We start from the raw sequence: 15309 nt of genomic DNA, 5'->3' as shown, positions 1-15309 counted from the left end.
GATTTCATTTGTTTTAACTATTAAGGAATTTAATACTTAATTTATTAATTTTCTATGCTTGCCTTTGCTAAATTTTGTTGAGCTTTTCGCTACGTTGAAGTGATAGTTTTATATTTCCATCAAATAATTCACCTATTCTTCTTATGATGGCATCTGGATCTTCCTTCATTCCAGAAGAAATCCATTGAATTACCATTTCTGTAAGTGCACATTGATAGAATGTTGCTATTAACTTCATATCATATTCAGATGCATTAATCCCCTGACTTAACTTCTTAACATACCTCTCCATCATATTTCCTGAAACATTGTAAATATAATTAACTAATTCTTCCCTCTGCATTGAATTATATACATGATAAATTACCTTCTTATTTCCTAAAGCAAACCTCGTTGCTAATACAAAGCTTTCCTCCCAGGACATAGTATCATTATATTCATCTATAACATTTTGAAGCTCAGTTTGAAAAAGTTCAGATAAAAGCTCATACATATCTGAATAATAATAGTAGAAAGTATTTCGATTAATTCCACAAGCTGATGCTATATCTTTTACAGTAATCTTATTTAGCGGTCTTTCGTTTAATAACTCTATAAATACGCTACGAATCATTTTTTTAGTATATTGCTGAGCCAAAAGAATCTCCCCCTTTTGATTTCTATTAATAAATTATAACATTAACTTTATATTTTTTCATAAAATGGTTATTATTATCTTTAATAATTACAAATTAGCTTATTACTTTACAGCACATTATGAAATATATGCTTTTTAGAAAATTTTACAATTAAAAAGTATGTATATTATAGATATTAATGCTAAAAATATAATCATAAAACATAAAAATTTAATTAAAAATTGAGGTGAATATCATGACTGTTTCATTTGCTATTACATTAACAATGTTAGGCATTTCTGCTGGAGCTAGAATAGCAGAAATATTATTAACTTAACCAATCACATACTATAAAAAATTAATTAGTTTTAATAATAATTATTAATATAAAATAAAAATGCCTATAAAAACTATAAGTTCTTATAGGCATTTTAATTTTATTTATATTAACATATTAGTTTCTTTTTTTTAATAAATATATTCCTGATCCAAGCATACTAAAAGCTCCAATCAGTAAAGAAGTATTACCAAACATATTTCCTGTGTTAGGTAATGAATTTATATTATCATTGTTTTCTTCTGGCTTTACAACAGGCTTTTCTTGTTCTGGAGAATCATTCACAGGAGGTATTGTATTATCTATTTCTGGTTTTTCCTCCTCAATTACTGGTGGTGCTGGATTTTGAGAATCATCTTCTGGCGGAGTTATATTATCACTTTCTAAAATTGGTAAACTTTCTTGACAAGTTGTATTATTAGAAGTTAATACATTTTTATATAATAAATAATATGCTGAAGCTGACCAACTAAAGTTTTTAGTATGTAGGCCTTGTCCTGTTTCAGGATTATAATTTTCCCTAATAGGCCCATCTCCTATTAACCCTTCTGCATTATCAAATAATTTTTTAGTTAAAGTTTCAGCTTCATTCTTAAAACCATAATTTTGAAGTGATTCTATTCCATATAAGGCTTGATCCATCCAAACTGGTCCACGCCAATATTTATTTGGATCAAATTTAGGATTATCTTTTGATGCTGTAGGTAAAGGCATATAAGTATTGAATTTATTAGGATCCATCATATTTTCTTTAACTAATTCAGCTTCATCTTGAGTTGCAACCTTAGCCCAAAGTGGCATCCAACCTTCAGTTCCTTTTCCTCTATTAACTAATAATTTTTTTTCACTTCCATCCTCATTTATTTGTAAATCATAGAAAAAACCAGTTTCTTTATCAAACATATTATTTCTAATATATTCTCCTACATTTTTAGCTTCTACTTCATATTTTTGAGAGTCTTCTGTTTTTCCTAAAATATCAGCCATTGATTTTAAGAAGCCTTTTTCTGCATATAAATAAGAGTTTAAATCAACTGATTCTTGATTTATTGAGTATCCTACTGTATTTCCATTATTATCTTTGTTTTCAAAAACATGAACTCCAACATCATCTGAACCAAATCCTTCTTTATCAAATCTAGTAGCATTATCCATCCCACTCTCCCATGCTGCTGCTAATATTATTTCATCTTCACTATTATTAGCAGGATGCACCATGCCACCATACTCAGCTATTCCATTTTTATCATGATCCCTATTTGTATACCACCAATTATGATAATCAACTAATTTAGGATACATTTCTTTTAAAAATTCTATATCATTAGTTTCTTTATAAACATTCCATACTGCCCAAGCTGCTAGTGGTGGTTTAGAATTTCTTTCATTCCAGTTTCCACCTTCTCCTCCTCTTTGCTCATCCTTATTATAAAATATTGCATCTATTATTGTACCTTTATCATATGGTCTAACTGAATCATCACCTTTTATCTGATAGTCAAATAAAGCTCTAATGTTATTTTTAGCTAGTTCTCCATCAAAGTTTGCAGTTGCAACAGCTTGTTTCCATGAATCCCAAGCCCACATTCCTACAAACCATTTATATGATAAAGATGGTACTATTCCATCATGTTTAATAGCTCCTGCTGCGCTTCTCCAGTTAGTAGTTAAAGTAATTATTGATTTTACAGCAGCATCTTTATAATGTGGATCACTATCTTTTTCTGTATTTGAAAAAGCTTTATTTAAATAATTTTGCCAACGATTAGTATTATCATTAAAATATGTATCACCATTTTCAAGTAAATCATTTATTTTAACTTGTTCATTATTAAACTCTTCAGTTGTAAATGTATAACTTTGAGTAGAAAAAGTTTTAAATGTATTTTGAGGTTTAATATTTACGATATTATCAAGTTTAGTTACATATGAATTTCCATTTATATATGTACTAGTATTTCCATCATACTCAACATTAAACTTTGTTTGATCTGTAGAAAAAAATGACCATGTAGATCTTATGTTAGAAAAATTAACTTGTACACCATTTTTTGTTGCTTCTAACGTCTGACCTAAATCGTAATTTTTTTCTCCATTATCATTAACACTTATAGTATATGGTGATTTATTAAATATATTTCCTGACCACTCTAGATTTAAATTTAAATCAGTATTCTTTTTATTTTCAATTTCTGTTTTAATTAATGCACTTCTATTAGTTGCAAAAATAAGTTCTAATTTTAAATTAAAATCATTTAATTCATATGTTTGAACTAGTTTACCTGGATAAAAATCAAACATTATATTTTTTGCTTTTGACAAATCATATACTTCTCCAGTATCACTATTAGTTAAAGTTATTTTGCTTATAGTATCTGATAAGTTAATTGGATACTCTTCCCCTACAATTAATGGTCCTGCAAATCCACCGTATAAATTTGTAGCTCCTTTTTCAGGTAAATAATATGCATGCCATGCTCCCATATCAGAAAATGGATTAGAGACATTAGTTGAATAGGAATCATTTAAGTTTACCTGAGGATTTCCTTGAACGTTTAAAACATTTCTAAAATCATTTACAGAGTTATTTTTGACACTTCCATATGCATTTAAATTGCAGAATCCAGTTAATAAAGTTGTCGTTAATACCGTTGTAATTAAAACCTTTCTTTTTAAATTAAATTGCATTTTAAAATTCCCCCTAAAAAGTAATATTAAAACAAAATACCACAAATCCACTCTACTTCGTTAATATATTTCCTAAAAAGTAACAATATGGTTGTCGAATTCAATAAAATAGTAACATCTTATGATAACATTTTCAATTAATGCATTAATATTTAACAAAATATTAAATATACTTAACTTATAAAAAATACTTTCTATTTAAATGTATTTATATAAGTTAAGTATTAATTAAAAGTTATATTAATTGGCTGTGGTAAAATATCTACAGAATGTATTATGAAAGTATAGACTAGTTAGTATCTTATATAAAAAATAGTAGCTAAATTAAACCCTTCCCAAATGTTGGACAGTTTAACTTTTAGCTACTCTCACAGAATGAATTATGTATTATACAGGGCTAAACCCTTAAATAATAAGATATAGTAACACTAAGTAGTTTTTTAGTTGTTTATTCTTTTATAAATAATAGGTTCATCATATCCAAAAGTTCTTTTGCCATTTACTTCTATAATTTCAGACACTTCAAGCTTTTCTTCGGAAAAGCGTTCAAATAATGTAAATTTTAAAATTGGAGTAAACATACTAACGCTTCCCCCTTCCCATATTCCTTCTATATTTTTATAGATAGCTGGAGTAAACTTCTCTGAAATATTTAATTCTACAAAATTTATATCCTCAAGATTATCATATGTAAAATTACTCTTGCTATAACCTTTTGGAATTTCATAAGATGTCAATTTAATATTTTCACCGTCTTCTGTAAACAAGAATAAGTGTGGTGAGCAAGTAGTTTTTCCATTGGAAGTATAATAACTTTCTTCAAGTAGAAACACTCCTTCAAAATTATTTGGAAGTCCTTTAATTTTATCATTACAAATATTATTTATATGCTTAGCAAAAGGGAATCCTTCTACTTCTTGAGCTTTTAACTTTTCTAACTGTTCAGAATTATCAAAATTCCCAACTAAAAGTTTAATAAAGTTGTTTAATTTATTCATAAAAAAACCTCCTAACTAATAAATAATATTATTTATTATAACACATAATATAATAAGCTTTATATAAAGTATTCTTATTTCTTTTTCTCTAAAACCTCTAAAACGCTATTATACTTATACGACCCTTTTATCTCTTTATTACTAATTCATAATTCAAAATAGAAATAATTTTACCCAAATATTTTTTAGTATTAAATTTTGAAAATGAGATATCAATTGAAAAAGTAGTAAGAGTAACTGATCTAAACAAAACATCTACAAGATGTATTATGAAAATATAATAATAATAAAATTAAAGACTTTTTAATATATTGGGATTTTCAAATATACTATCTAATTTTTTTATAAAAGGTATAATTTCCCCAAAATCTAATGCACGATGGTCAAAAGCTAAACATATTGGTAATACCTTACGAATACCAATAATCTTTTCTCCATTTTCATCAATATATACACCAGGTTTTTCTAAGATTGCACCAAAACCTATTACACAAACTTGCGGAGGTATGATATCTAACAAAGCAATTGCCCCTCTTTGTTCTCTATATGTAGAACCAATATTTGATATAGTTATAGTTCCAATTTCTAAAGGTACTTTTGATTTATCTTCATTATTATCTTCAGATATTTCATGTTCTCCACTTATTATACTGTTTATAATATTATAGTTTATTTTATCTGAAAATGACTTAGATAAAGACTCTGGATCTATACTTGAAATTTTCTTATTTAAATCTTTAATATATTTATTAATTTCATATAAAGACATTTCTTCAATATTATTTATACTTATTGTCATCATTTTTCCACTTGGTAAAATCCAAGGCATATTTACATTGATATCTTTAATTGTATGAATTTCTCCTTCACCAGTATTTTGATCGTAAGATATATGAGCATTTAGCTTTGGTGCAAATTTCAATCCTTCAGAAAATACTTTTAACATCAATGAATTAATTGAAACATTTTTTAATGATTTATCTTCTTCTTTTAATTTTTTAAATTCATCAATAAAATTTGTAATATCAGGTTCATACATATAAGATACATGTGGTATTGTCTGCCAAGATTTTGTTGTCATATAAGATATAATTTTTCTTTCAGTTGAGAACTTTTCTATATTAATAGTTGTTAATTTACTCATAATAAGCCTCCTATATTTTAAAATACATGTTATTCTTTCTATATAAAAATCATATTTTTGTTGTATTATGCATAATATTTAAATATTTTTATATGTAATTATTTTTTATATTTTGTTTTTTCTGCTTCTTACAATGCTATTTTATTCCCTTTAAAAGAAATAACATATTTATTTTCCTTTCATATATGTTACAATTTTGTAAGAAAAATCTTGACTAGTTATTTTTTATTTAATAGTACACACCTCCAATTATCGAACTACTTTTCAACGATTTTCTCATGTTTTCATTACCCTTGTTCTTTTTCAATTTTTATAAAATTCTATAATTACCTAACTTTTTAACTCTATTTTTAAATAAAAAGCCCTCCAAAGGCTCTTTTTTCTGCCTTTAGAGGGTACTATTTTTTTGATTTTTTATTAAGTTTTTTGACTTTTTGTAAATGCAAACAGTTTTGTGACTAGTTTAAAAAAAGTACGTCAACTCCCAAACCATTGGTATCACTGACTTACGACGAACCTTGACGGACTTTATATATTTTCTACTCACTATATATATATACAATTAAATAAATTTCATTTTTTCATACTATTTTTTTACTTTCCTATATATAAAGAGTAAAAAAAGTCCGTCAATTCTAGCACACCTCTTGATATCACTAAAAAGTTCTGGTTTCAACTCTGTCATTAGTATGTCACAACTCAGTCACACTAATAAGTTTAATATTTATAATTATTTCTTAATAAGTAAAGCAACATTCTCAATATGTGCAGTGTTTGGGAACATATCCACTGGTTGAACTTCTAAAGTTTTATAGCCATTCTCTTCTAATACTTTTAAGTCTCTTCCTAAGGTGCTTGGATCACAGCTTACATATACTATTTTTTTAGCATCTATATTTGTTATGGCATCTAGCAATTTTTTATCGCACCCTTTTCTTGGTGGATCTACTACTACCACATCAGCTTTTACTCCCTTATTTATTAAGTCTGGAATCACCACTTCTGATTCTCCAACGAAGAATTCTACATTCTCTACTTTATTTTCCTTTGCATTTATCCAAGCATTATCTATGGCCTGTGGAATTATTTCTACTCCATAAACTTTTTTAGCCTTTTGTGATAGGAATAATGTTATTGTTCCTGTTCCACAATATGCATCAAATACCTCTTCATTTCCTGTAAGATTTGCATATTCTAAAGCTTTACCATATAAAACCTCTGTTTGAGTAGGATTTACTTGGAAGAATGATAATGGAGATATATTGAATCTAAAGTCTCCTATGTAATCTGATATTGTATCTTCTCCCCATAGAGTTTTACTTTCTAAGCCTAATATTACATTAGTTTTCTTTGAGTTTATATTTTGTATAACACTCTTTATTCCAGGAATATTTTTAACCATTAAGTCTACAAACTCTTCTTTATGAGGAAGTTTTTCTCCATTTGTAACTAAGACAACCATAACCTCATTAGTTGTAAAACCTCTTCTTATCATTATGTGTCTTACTATTCCCTTTTCATCATACTCACCATCTACATTATATGGTCTTATATTAAATTTCTCTATCCACTCTCTAGTAAGTTTAACAACCTTATCTCCTATTTCATCTTGAATTAAGCAAGATTCCATGTCGATAATATCATGACTTCTTGGAGCAAAGAATCCTATTTTAACCTCTCCATTAATTAATCCTATTGGTAATTGAACCTTATTTCTATATCTCCAAGGATTCTCCATTCCTAAGGGATATTTAACTATGCTAGGATCTAACTTTCCAATTTTGCTAACACAATCCTTAACTCTATCCCATTTAAAATCTAATTGTGCCTTGTAAGAAGCGTGCTGAAGCTTACATCCACCGCATCTTTTATAAATAGCACAAGGTGGATTAACTCTTTCCTCTGAAGCTTCTAATACTTCCATAAGTTTTCCATAAGCAAAATTTTTATTAACCTTAACTATTCTTACTTTAACCTTTTCGCCCTTTAAAGCTCCCTCAATGAAAATTGGGTATTTATTATCAATTTTAGCTATTCCTTCACCCTCATATCCTTGAGAGATTATATCAAAAATATATTCTTTATTCTTTTCAACCATCAACTAAAACTCCCTTATATATTTAATCATCTATTCTATATGTTTTATTTCATAATAACTAACTTTTAAAGTTTATCATATGAAATTACCTTTTACAACGCACTATTAATAAGCTTTTTCTACTAGATTAAGTTAAAATACTCTTAACTTCCTCACCTATTATCTTTATTCCCTTTTCTATCTCTTCCTCTGAAAGCCTTGTAAAACCAATCCTTAAGGTATCTCTCTTCTCTCTCCCTTTAATATTATGTCCCTCTAAAGAAAATACTCTGTTTTCTTTTTCTAAGTAAAGGTCCTTATCTATATAAAATAAATCTCCAGGCATAAAAAGAACTCCCCTATCATAGCACCTTTTTAAAAGCTCTCTTGTATCAACACCTTTTATTTTTAAGAACATATAGAGTCCACCTTCGCCCCAAATTTCTGCTTCTTTAATATATTTTTCTATTACCCTCTTAGTAAATTTATATTTTTCCTTATAAACTTTTCTAACTTTCTTAATATACTTTTCAAAGGCCCCACTTATCATGAAATCATAAAGAATTCCTTGATCTAAGAAGGAGGTGTGGATATTTCTACATCTTTTTACGCTTTCTAATACCCCTATTATTTTCTTATCTCCATATACCCATCCTATTCTTAAACCTGGAAATAATATTTTAGAAAAACTTCCTATGTATATTACTCCATTACTTTCTCTATCTAAGGATGCTAAAGGAATAGTTGGAGAACTTTCATATAAAAGTTCCTCATTAAAACCATCCTCTATAATAGGAATACCAGCATCTTTTAAAACATTATAGACCTCTTCTCTCTTTTTAATAGATGCCACAACGCCTGTTGGGTTATGATATGAGGGAATTAAGTAAGAAAATTTAATCTTTTCCCCAAATTTTTTAATTTTTTTATTTAAATCCTCTATGTCCATGCCATCTTTGGTCATTTTAACTCCAATAATATTTAGTTTGTGAGTCTTCATTATTTTTAAAGCTGTGTTATGAGTTGGATTTTCACAAAGTATATAATCTCCCTCTTTTGTAAATGCAGAAAGCATCATATCTAGTCCTTCTGTAAATCCATTAGTTACTATTATTTCTTTTTCCTCTGAATAAGCACCCTTTTCTTTCATATAATCCTTTAAATAATCTATAAAAGGCTTATATCCCACAGCATAACCATAATTAACTATTTTATGTTTTTCTAAGGCAATTCTATTAGAAAAGGATCTCTTTAACTCCTCAATATTAAAAAGATTTCCTGGAGGAGCTATGCTTTTAAAAGAAATCATTCCCTTTTCCCACTTCTCTTCACTTTTTATAATATCTAAACTTTCAGCTAAGATCCCATATTCATTAGTTTTATACTGCCAATCAATATTCCACTTATTATCCTCTTTAATTTCAGAGTTTTCTTTTTTCATTGATGAAACTTTATTAGACTTCTCATTAGAAAATTCTTTTTTTACAAAAGTTCCTTTGCCTTTTATGGTTTCAACCAATCCTTCACTTTCTAAAATTTCATAAGCAGACATAACCGTATTTCTTCCTATTGATAAAATACTGCTAATCTCCCTTGAGGAAGGCAGTTTACTTCCTTCTATTAAAACGCCTCTATTAATAAGCTCTCTAATATACCTTGCTATTTGTATATACTTCTTCTCATTTTCATTAAAAGTTAAATTTTTAAACATAACTTCCTCCAAAGTAAATTCATAAAAAACCTTTCTTTTAAGATAAAACTTATTTTTAATTACATAATTTTAAAAATTAAATAAAATCTCTTTTTGATCCACGCTTTCAACATTAAACTAAATAAATTCTATCATATATGTTTTTATTCAAACAACTATATCCATTCATAGATTCAACTTCCAGTATAAATAAAAGCATTTTTACACATTATATATACTGTTGGTAGTTCCAACAAAGAGGTTCTTAATTTAAGGAGGAATTTATTATGAAACACAATTCAAGTATCGGATGTACAGTTCATGAATGTAAGTACCATTGTAATGAGGACAATTATTGTACTCTAAACAAAATAGAAGTTGTAAAGCACACTGCTGAAGCATCTTCTACAGAATGTACTGATTGTGGAAGTTTCGAAAGAAAATAATAAATTTTCACTCTAACACCAAAAAGGAGGCTATAATTTAGCCTCCTTTTCCAAATTTTTATGTTGAATTATATTATTTTAAGCCTTACTTCATTAAATCTCTTACGCAAATTTTACAACTTAATTTTTTCTATTTTAATTACATAAATGAAAAAAATAAGCTTTAAATTCTTCTAGAACTTTTTAATTACTATTACTATTTTAATTACATAAGTGGAGCAAATACTCTTATTATAGATCTTAAAATTCTAGTAGGAACTTTAACCTTAGCACAATCTTCTAAAGTTATTCTCTGACACTTTTCTAAAGTTTTTAAGAAATCATCCTTTATCTGTCCTACTGATTTAGTTTTATATAACCAAACTCCACATTCAAAGTGAAGGTATAAACTTCTATAATCCATATTTATAGTACCTACTATTCCTATTTCATCATCAGAGACAAAGGTCTTTGAGTGAATAAATCCTGGAGTATATTCATATATCTTAACACCAGATTCTATAAGCTGAGGATAATAGGCCCTTGTAACTATATGAGCATACCATTTGTCCTCAATGTGAGGAGTAACTATTCTAACATCTATTCCACTTTTAGCAGCAAGAGTAAGCGCTGTAACAAGCTCATTATCAATAATAAGGTATGGAGTATTTATATAAACATAGTCCTTTGCCTTATTTATAATATTTAAATATACATTTTCCCCTACTATTTCATCATCTAAAGGACTATCTCCATAGGGCTGAACATATCCATCACTTTCAAATTCATCTTCATGATGAAAATATGGGTAATATTTTTCATACTGCTCTTTTCTTTCACTATAGAAATTCCATATTTGAAGAAACATAACTGTTAAATTCCAAACAGCATCCCCCTTTATCATTATGGAGGCATCCTTCCAATGTCCAAATCTAACAATTTCATTTATATATTCATCAGCTAAGTTTATTCCCCCAGTAAACCCAGTATGCCCATCTATAACAGTTATTTTTCTATGATCACGGTTATTCATTCTTAAGGATAAAAGGGGTACAAAAGGATTAAACACCATACATTTAATTCCCTTAGCCTCTAAAACTTCATTATATTTATATGGTAAAGTACCTAAACACCCCATATCATCATAAACGAATCTAACCTCTACCCCTTCTTTAACCTTTTCCTCTAATATTTCTAAAATAGAGTCCCACATAACACCTTCATGTACTATGAAATATTCCATAAATATGTAATGCTTTGCTTTTTTCAACTCTTCTTTTAATCTTTCAAAAAACACTTCTCCAGGAGATAAATACTCTGTTGTAGTATTTTTATATACTGGAAACTGAGAGTAATCAGCTATGTACCTTGATTGATTAGCTATACTTTTATCTTGTTCTTCTAACTCATCTAAAACTTTTCTATCATTATATAATAAATGTGCTGTTTCATCATAAGAAGCTTTTATTTGTTTTCTAAACTTTTTGCTTGTCTTATTTCCACCAAATATTAAATAAAATAATCCTCCAAAGACAGGAACTAATAATACAGGAACCGCCCATGCTAATTTGTAGGATGGATTATCTTTTCTGCTAACAATATAAACAAATACTACTATACTAATAAAGATAAACAGAAAATATACGTATATGAAATCTTCGCTTACTTTCCATATAGCCCCCATAAGTATAACAAACTGTATGAATATAAGAAATCCAACTATAAATGCTCTACTTAGTAGTTTTTTCAGAAATTTTTCCATTTAATCCTCCTTAACTTTATCAATCCAATTTACCTCTTTAATTTTTTATATTAAAAAAATCTTCTTAATTCTTTTAAGAAATGAGATACTAAATAAATTAATGTCTAATATTAATTTAAACCAGATTTAATTCTAATAGTAAAACTATTATCTCTAATCTCCTACATAATATTAGTCCATTAACTCCCATCCCTTTATAGCTACTTTATAATAGAGCCATCTAGGTGTAAACTTACTAACAAAATATAAAAATTTATTACAAAGTCCAGGAATAACTATTACCTTTAATTTCTTATTTATATTTTTCAAACTTATTTCCACCACTTCTTTTGTACTCATCCATCTTACAAAACCTTTATTTTGCAATTTACTCTCTTCCATGTTTAACTTACTATGAAAATCTGTTCTAGTAAATCCAGGACAAAGGCATTGAACCTTTATATTATTCTCTAAAAGTTCCATAGCTAAACATTGAGTAAAACTTATTAAGAAAGCCTTTGTTGAACAATACATTGCTGAGCTTGGAAATACATTAAATCCAGCCATAGAGCTAACATTTATTATGTACCCTTTATTATTCTCTTTCATCTTTTTACTTAAACTATGACATAATTTCATAGTAACTAGCATATGTACCTTTGCCATATCATATTGCTTATGATATTCATCTCTTGTAAAAGAATCATCAGCTCCATATCCTGCATTATTCACCAAAAATTCTATATTATCTTTTTTCTCTAATCTTTTTATAAAATCATCAAATTTATTATCATCAGTTAAATCTAAAATTTCTACATAGGTCTTAACCTTAAAATTATTCTCTATTTCTTCTGCAACAGCTTCAATTTTCTCAACTCTTCTACCTACTAATATTAAATCATATCCTTTTTTAGCTAGTTGAAAAGCATATTCCTTCCCTATTCCACTAGTTGCTCCAGTAATTACGGCTATCTTACCTGACTCTTTCATTTTATTCCCCCTTATATTTTTACTTAACACAAGATTTTTATCACCCTACTAATAAATATATATAATTCTTTCTTTAATCACTTACTATAAAATATCATTTATTTAATTAATTTTGAAGTGATTTATGTTACTTTCTTAAAAATATATTTTACCATATAATTAAAAAGCTAGAACCTAAAAATTAATTTTTTAGTTCTAGCCTTTAATGATTATTTTTTATAAAAAGTTTCACATTCAGTCGAAGTAGATGTTGTAGCTTCTGGCCCAAAAACTTGTATATCAGTAGAAGTACAAGTCATTCCAACATTATATGTACAATTCATAGCATAGCATTTTATCTTATGGTCTACATCTGCCTGACTATCTAGTGCTTGCATTATTGTTCCAGCATAATTAGTATTAAATGCACTTTTAATTGCATTAACAAAAGTTCTTGGTGCAAAGGTATTACAACAAGTTTCTTGTTTATTCTCTGCACTCTCTCCGTCAACTTCAATAGTCAAAGCTGAACACATTCCATTAACATAGTTAACACAATTATGAGCTGAACATGCTAATCTTGTCATATTCAAATCCTCCTCAAAATATTATTTGAGGTTATTTTTTGTATTTGCCTTAAATTTATACTATAAAACTATATTAATCTAATAATTTTAAATAAAAAAAAGAAGCACTCGATGGTATCAGTCATCAAGTACTTTTTCATCTTGGAATCAGTTGCCATTTGATTCTACTTATATTATTTCATAAGCACTATCTAATATACACTATTTTCTTTTACTTGTCATAAAAATATTGTTAACTTTTTGTAAACTATATATTTTTATAATATTTATTTAATATAATTTATTTTAATTTTATTTTTGTATAAATATTTTACATTTTTAAACTAATAAATTTTTATTAACAATTTATTAATAATTAAATTTCTTTAAAACCTACTTACTTTTTTCATTTAAGATTGTAATATTTTATCTTACTTTATAACCTTTCAAAATTTATATTTTTAATCAATAAAAATATAAACCAAAAAATTTTTATATTAAACAACAAAAACATACTCTTATAAATATTTAAATAATGAGGATATTTTTTCACAAAAAAAATAGGTAGAATAATCTACCTATTTTTATAATCAGTTATAAAATTATTTTACAACTTCAACTTTTACTATGTTAGTGTTTCCTTCGTTAGCTGGTACACCTGCAACAACTACAGCAGTATCATTAGCTTTAACGAATCCAGCATTTTTAGCTATTTCAACAGCGTTTTCCATTGTAGCATTTTCAGCAACAACTGGGTAAACTCCGAAGCATAAAGCAACTTTCTTAGCAACTCTTTCATTTGGAGTTACAGTAACGATTGGTGCATCTGGTCTGCATTGAGATATTCTCTTAGCAGTAGCTCCTGATTGAGTTAATGAAACTATAGCAGCTGATTTTAACTCGTGTGCAGCGTTACAAGCAGCTCTTGAGATAACTCCTGGTACAGCTGGTATGTGTTTTTTAGCTTTTGATGAAGCTAATTCGTAGCTTAACATTTCTTCTGACTTAGTAGCTATTTTAACCATAGTCTCAACAGCTTCTACTGGCCAGCTTCCGTTAGCTGATTCACCACTTAACATGATAGCATCAGTACCATCTAAGATAGCGTTAGTTACGTCTGAAACCTCAGCTCTTGTTGGTCTTGGGTTTCTCATCATTGAGTCTAACATTTGAGTAGCAGTTATAACTGGTTTTCCAGCATTGTTACATTTTTCGATGATCATTTTTTGAACTGAAGGAACGTCTTCCATTGGTATTTCAACACCAAGGTCTCCTCTAGCTACCATGATACCGTCTGAAGCTTCGATGATAGCATCTATGTTATCAACACCTTCTTGGTTTTCGATTTTTGAGAATATTTGTATATCAGCTCCACCGTTAGCAACTAATACTTCTCTTATAGCTTTAACGTCTTCTGCTTTTCTTATGAATGAAGCAGCAACCATGTTAACGCCCATTTCACAACCGAATATTAAGTCAGCTCTATCTTTATCAGTCATAGCTGGTAATTTTATTGATACTCCAGGAACGTTAACTCCTTTGTGAGTTCCAACTAATCCAGTGTTTCTTACTACACATTTAACAGCGTTTCCTTCTACAGATACAACTTCTAATCCAACTAAACCGTCGTCTATTAAGATAGTATCTCCAGCTTTAACGTCTTTAGCTAATCCAGCATATGTAACTGAACACTTAGTAGTGTCTCCTATTACGTCTTCTGCTCCAGCATATATAGTAAATTCAGTTCCAGCAGTTAATTCAACTTTGCTTGGCTCGAATTTTCCAGTTCTTATTTCAGGTCCTTTAGTATCTAATAATATAGCTACTTCTTTACCTAATTTTTTTGATATTTCTCTTACTTTAACCATTCTTCCTTTGTGCTCTTCATGGTCACCATGTGAGAAATTGTGTCTTGAAGCGTTCATACCTGCTTCGATTATTTTTGTTAAGATTTCTTCGTTTTCACTAGCTGGTCCGATAGTGCATACTAATTTTGTTCTTCTCATTTAAAAAACACTCCCTCGTAAAAAAATTAACCCTAAGTTTAAAAATATATA

The 15309-nt window shown here is 28.0% G+C and carries 11 protein-coding genes; 1 reads left to right on the top strand and 10 read right to left on the bottom strand.

Annotated features, from left to right (window positions below; all coding sequences use genetic code 11):
• Positions 1-67: 67 nt before the first annotated feature.
• From ACYUCG_RS11085 to ACYUCG_RS11060, 6 genes are all read right to left on the bottom strand, one after another.
• Positions 68-637 (bottom strand): TetR/AcrR family transcriptional regulator, encoded by a 570-nt coding sequence (locus ACYUCG_RS11085; RefSeq protein WP_139932726.1) that lies wholly within the window; start codon positions 635-637, stop codon positions 68-70.
• Between the two features lie 434 nt (positions 638-1071).
• Positions 1072-3642, bottom strand: coding sequence for an MGH1-like glycoside hydrolase domain-containing protein (locus ACYUCG_RS11080; protein ID WP_460268625.1), 2571 nt, complete (start codon positions 3640-3642; stop codon positions 1072-1074).
• Positions 3643-4082: 440 nt separating this feature from the next.
• Positions 4083-4640 (bottom strand): hypothetical protein, encoded by a 558-nt coding sequence (locus tag ACYUCG_RS11075; protein WP_240297560.1) that lies wholly within the window; start codon positions 4638-4640, stop codon positions 4083-4085.
• 292 nt (positions 4641-4932) lie between these two features.
• Positions 4933-5784, bottom strand: a complete 852-nt coding sequence (locus ACYUCG_RS11070) for a 2-oxo acid dehydrogenase subunit E2 (protein WP_283703899.1) — start codon at positions 5782-5784, stop codon at positions 4933-4935.
• 730 nt (positions 5785-6514) lie between these two features.
• The gene (gene rlmD, locus ACYUCG_RS11065) at positions 6515-7882 is read right to left on the bottom strand and encodes a 23S rRNA (uracil(1939)-C(5))-methyltransferase RlmD (RefSeq protein ID WP_460268624.1); all 1368 of its coding nucleotides are present in this window, start codon (positions 7880-7882) and stop codon (positions 6515-6517) included.
• A gap of 127 nt (positions 7883-8009) precedes the next feature.
• On the bottom strand, positions 8010-9572 hold the full coding sequence (locus ACYUCG_RS11060; RefSeq protein ID WP_460268623.1) for an aminotransferase-like domain-containing protein: 1563 nt from the start codon (positions 9570-9572) through the stop codon (positions 8010-8012).
• Positions 9573-9838: 266 nt separating this feature from the next.
• On the opposite strand from ACYUCG_RS11060, the gene ACYUCG_RS11055 reads away from it, so the two are divergent.
• Positions 9839-9997 carry a DUF1540 domain-containing protein gene (locus ACYUCG_RS11055; RefSeq protein WP_003479004.1) on the top strand — a complete coding sequence of 53 codons (159 nt, stop codon included), beginning with the start codon at positions 9839-9841 and terminating at the stop codon, positions 9995-9997.
• 205 nt (positions 9998-10202) lie between these two features.
• Here ACYUCG_RS11055 and cls read toward each other — a convergent pair whose 3' ends face one another.
• From cls to pyk, 4 genes are all read right to left on the bottom strand, one after another.
• On the bottom strand, positions 10203-11738 hold the full coding sequence (cls, locus tag ACYUCG_RS11050; protein WP_143830967.1) for a cardiolipin synthase: 1536 nt from the start codon (positions 11736-11738) through the stop codon (positions 10203-10205).
• A gap of 171 nt (positions 11739-11909) precedes the next feature.
• Entirely contained in the window at positions 11910-12707 is a 798-nt protein-coding gene (locus ACYUCG_RS11045) for an SDR family NAD(P)-dependent oxidoreductase (RefSeq protein WP_139932695.1), read from the bottom strand.
• Positions 12708-12916: 209 nt separating this feature from the next.
• Positions 12917-13273, bottom strand: a complete 357-nt coding sequence (locus tag ACYUCG_RS11040; RefSeq protein WP_060796197.1) for a DUF1540 domain-containing protein — start codon at positions 13271-13273, stop codon at positions 12917-12919.
• Between the two features lie 581 nt (positions 13274-13854).
• The gene (pyk, locus tag ACYUCG_RS11035; protein WP_003455626.1) at positions 13855-15258 is read right to left on the bottom strand and encodes a pyruvate kinase; all 1404 of its coding nucleotides are present in this window, start codon (positions 15256-15258) and stop codon (positions 13855-13857) included.
• Positions 15259-15309 lie beyond the last annotated feature (51 nt).

The sequence above is a fragment of the Clostridium sp. CTA-17 genome (assembly GCF_054767895.1).
The sequence above is the reverse complement of the archived record's forward strand: the minus strand, read 5'-3'. Positions and strand labels throughout refer to the sequence as shown.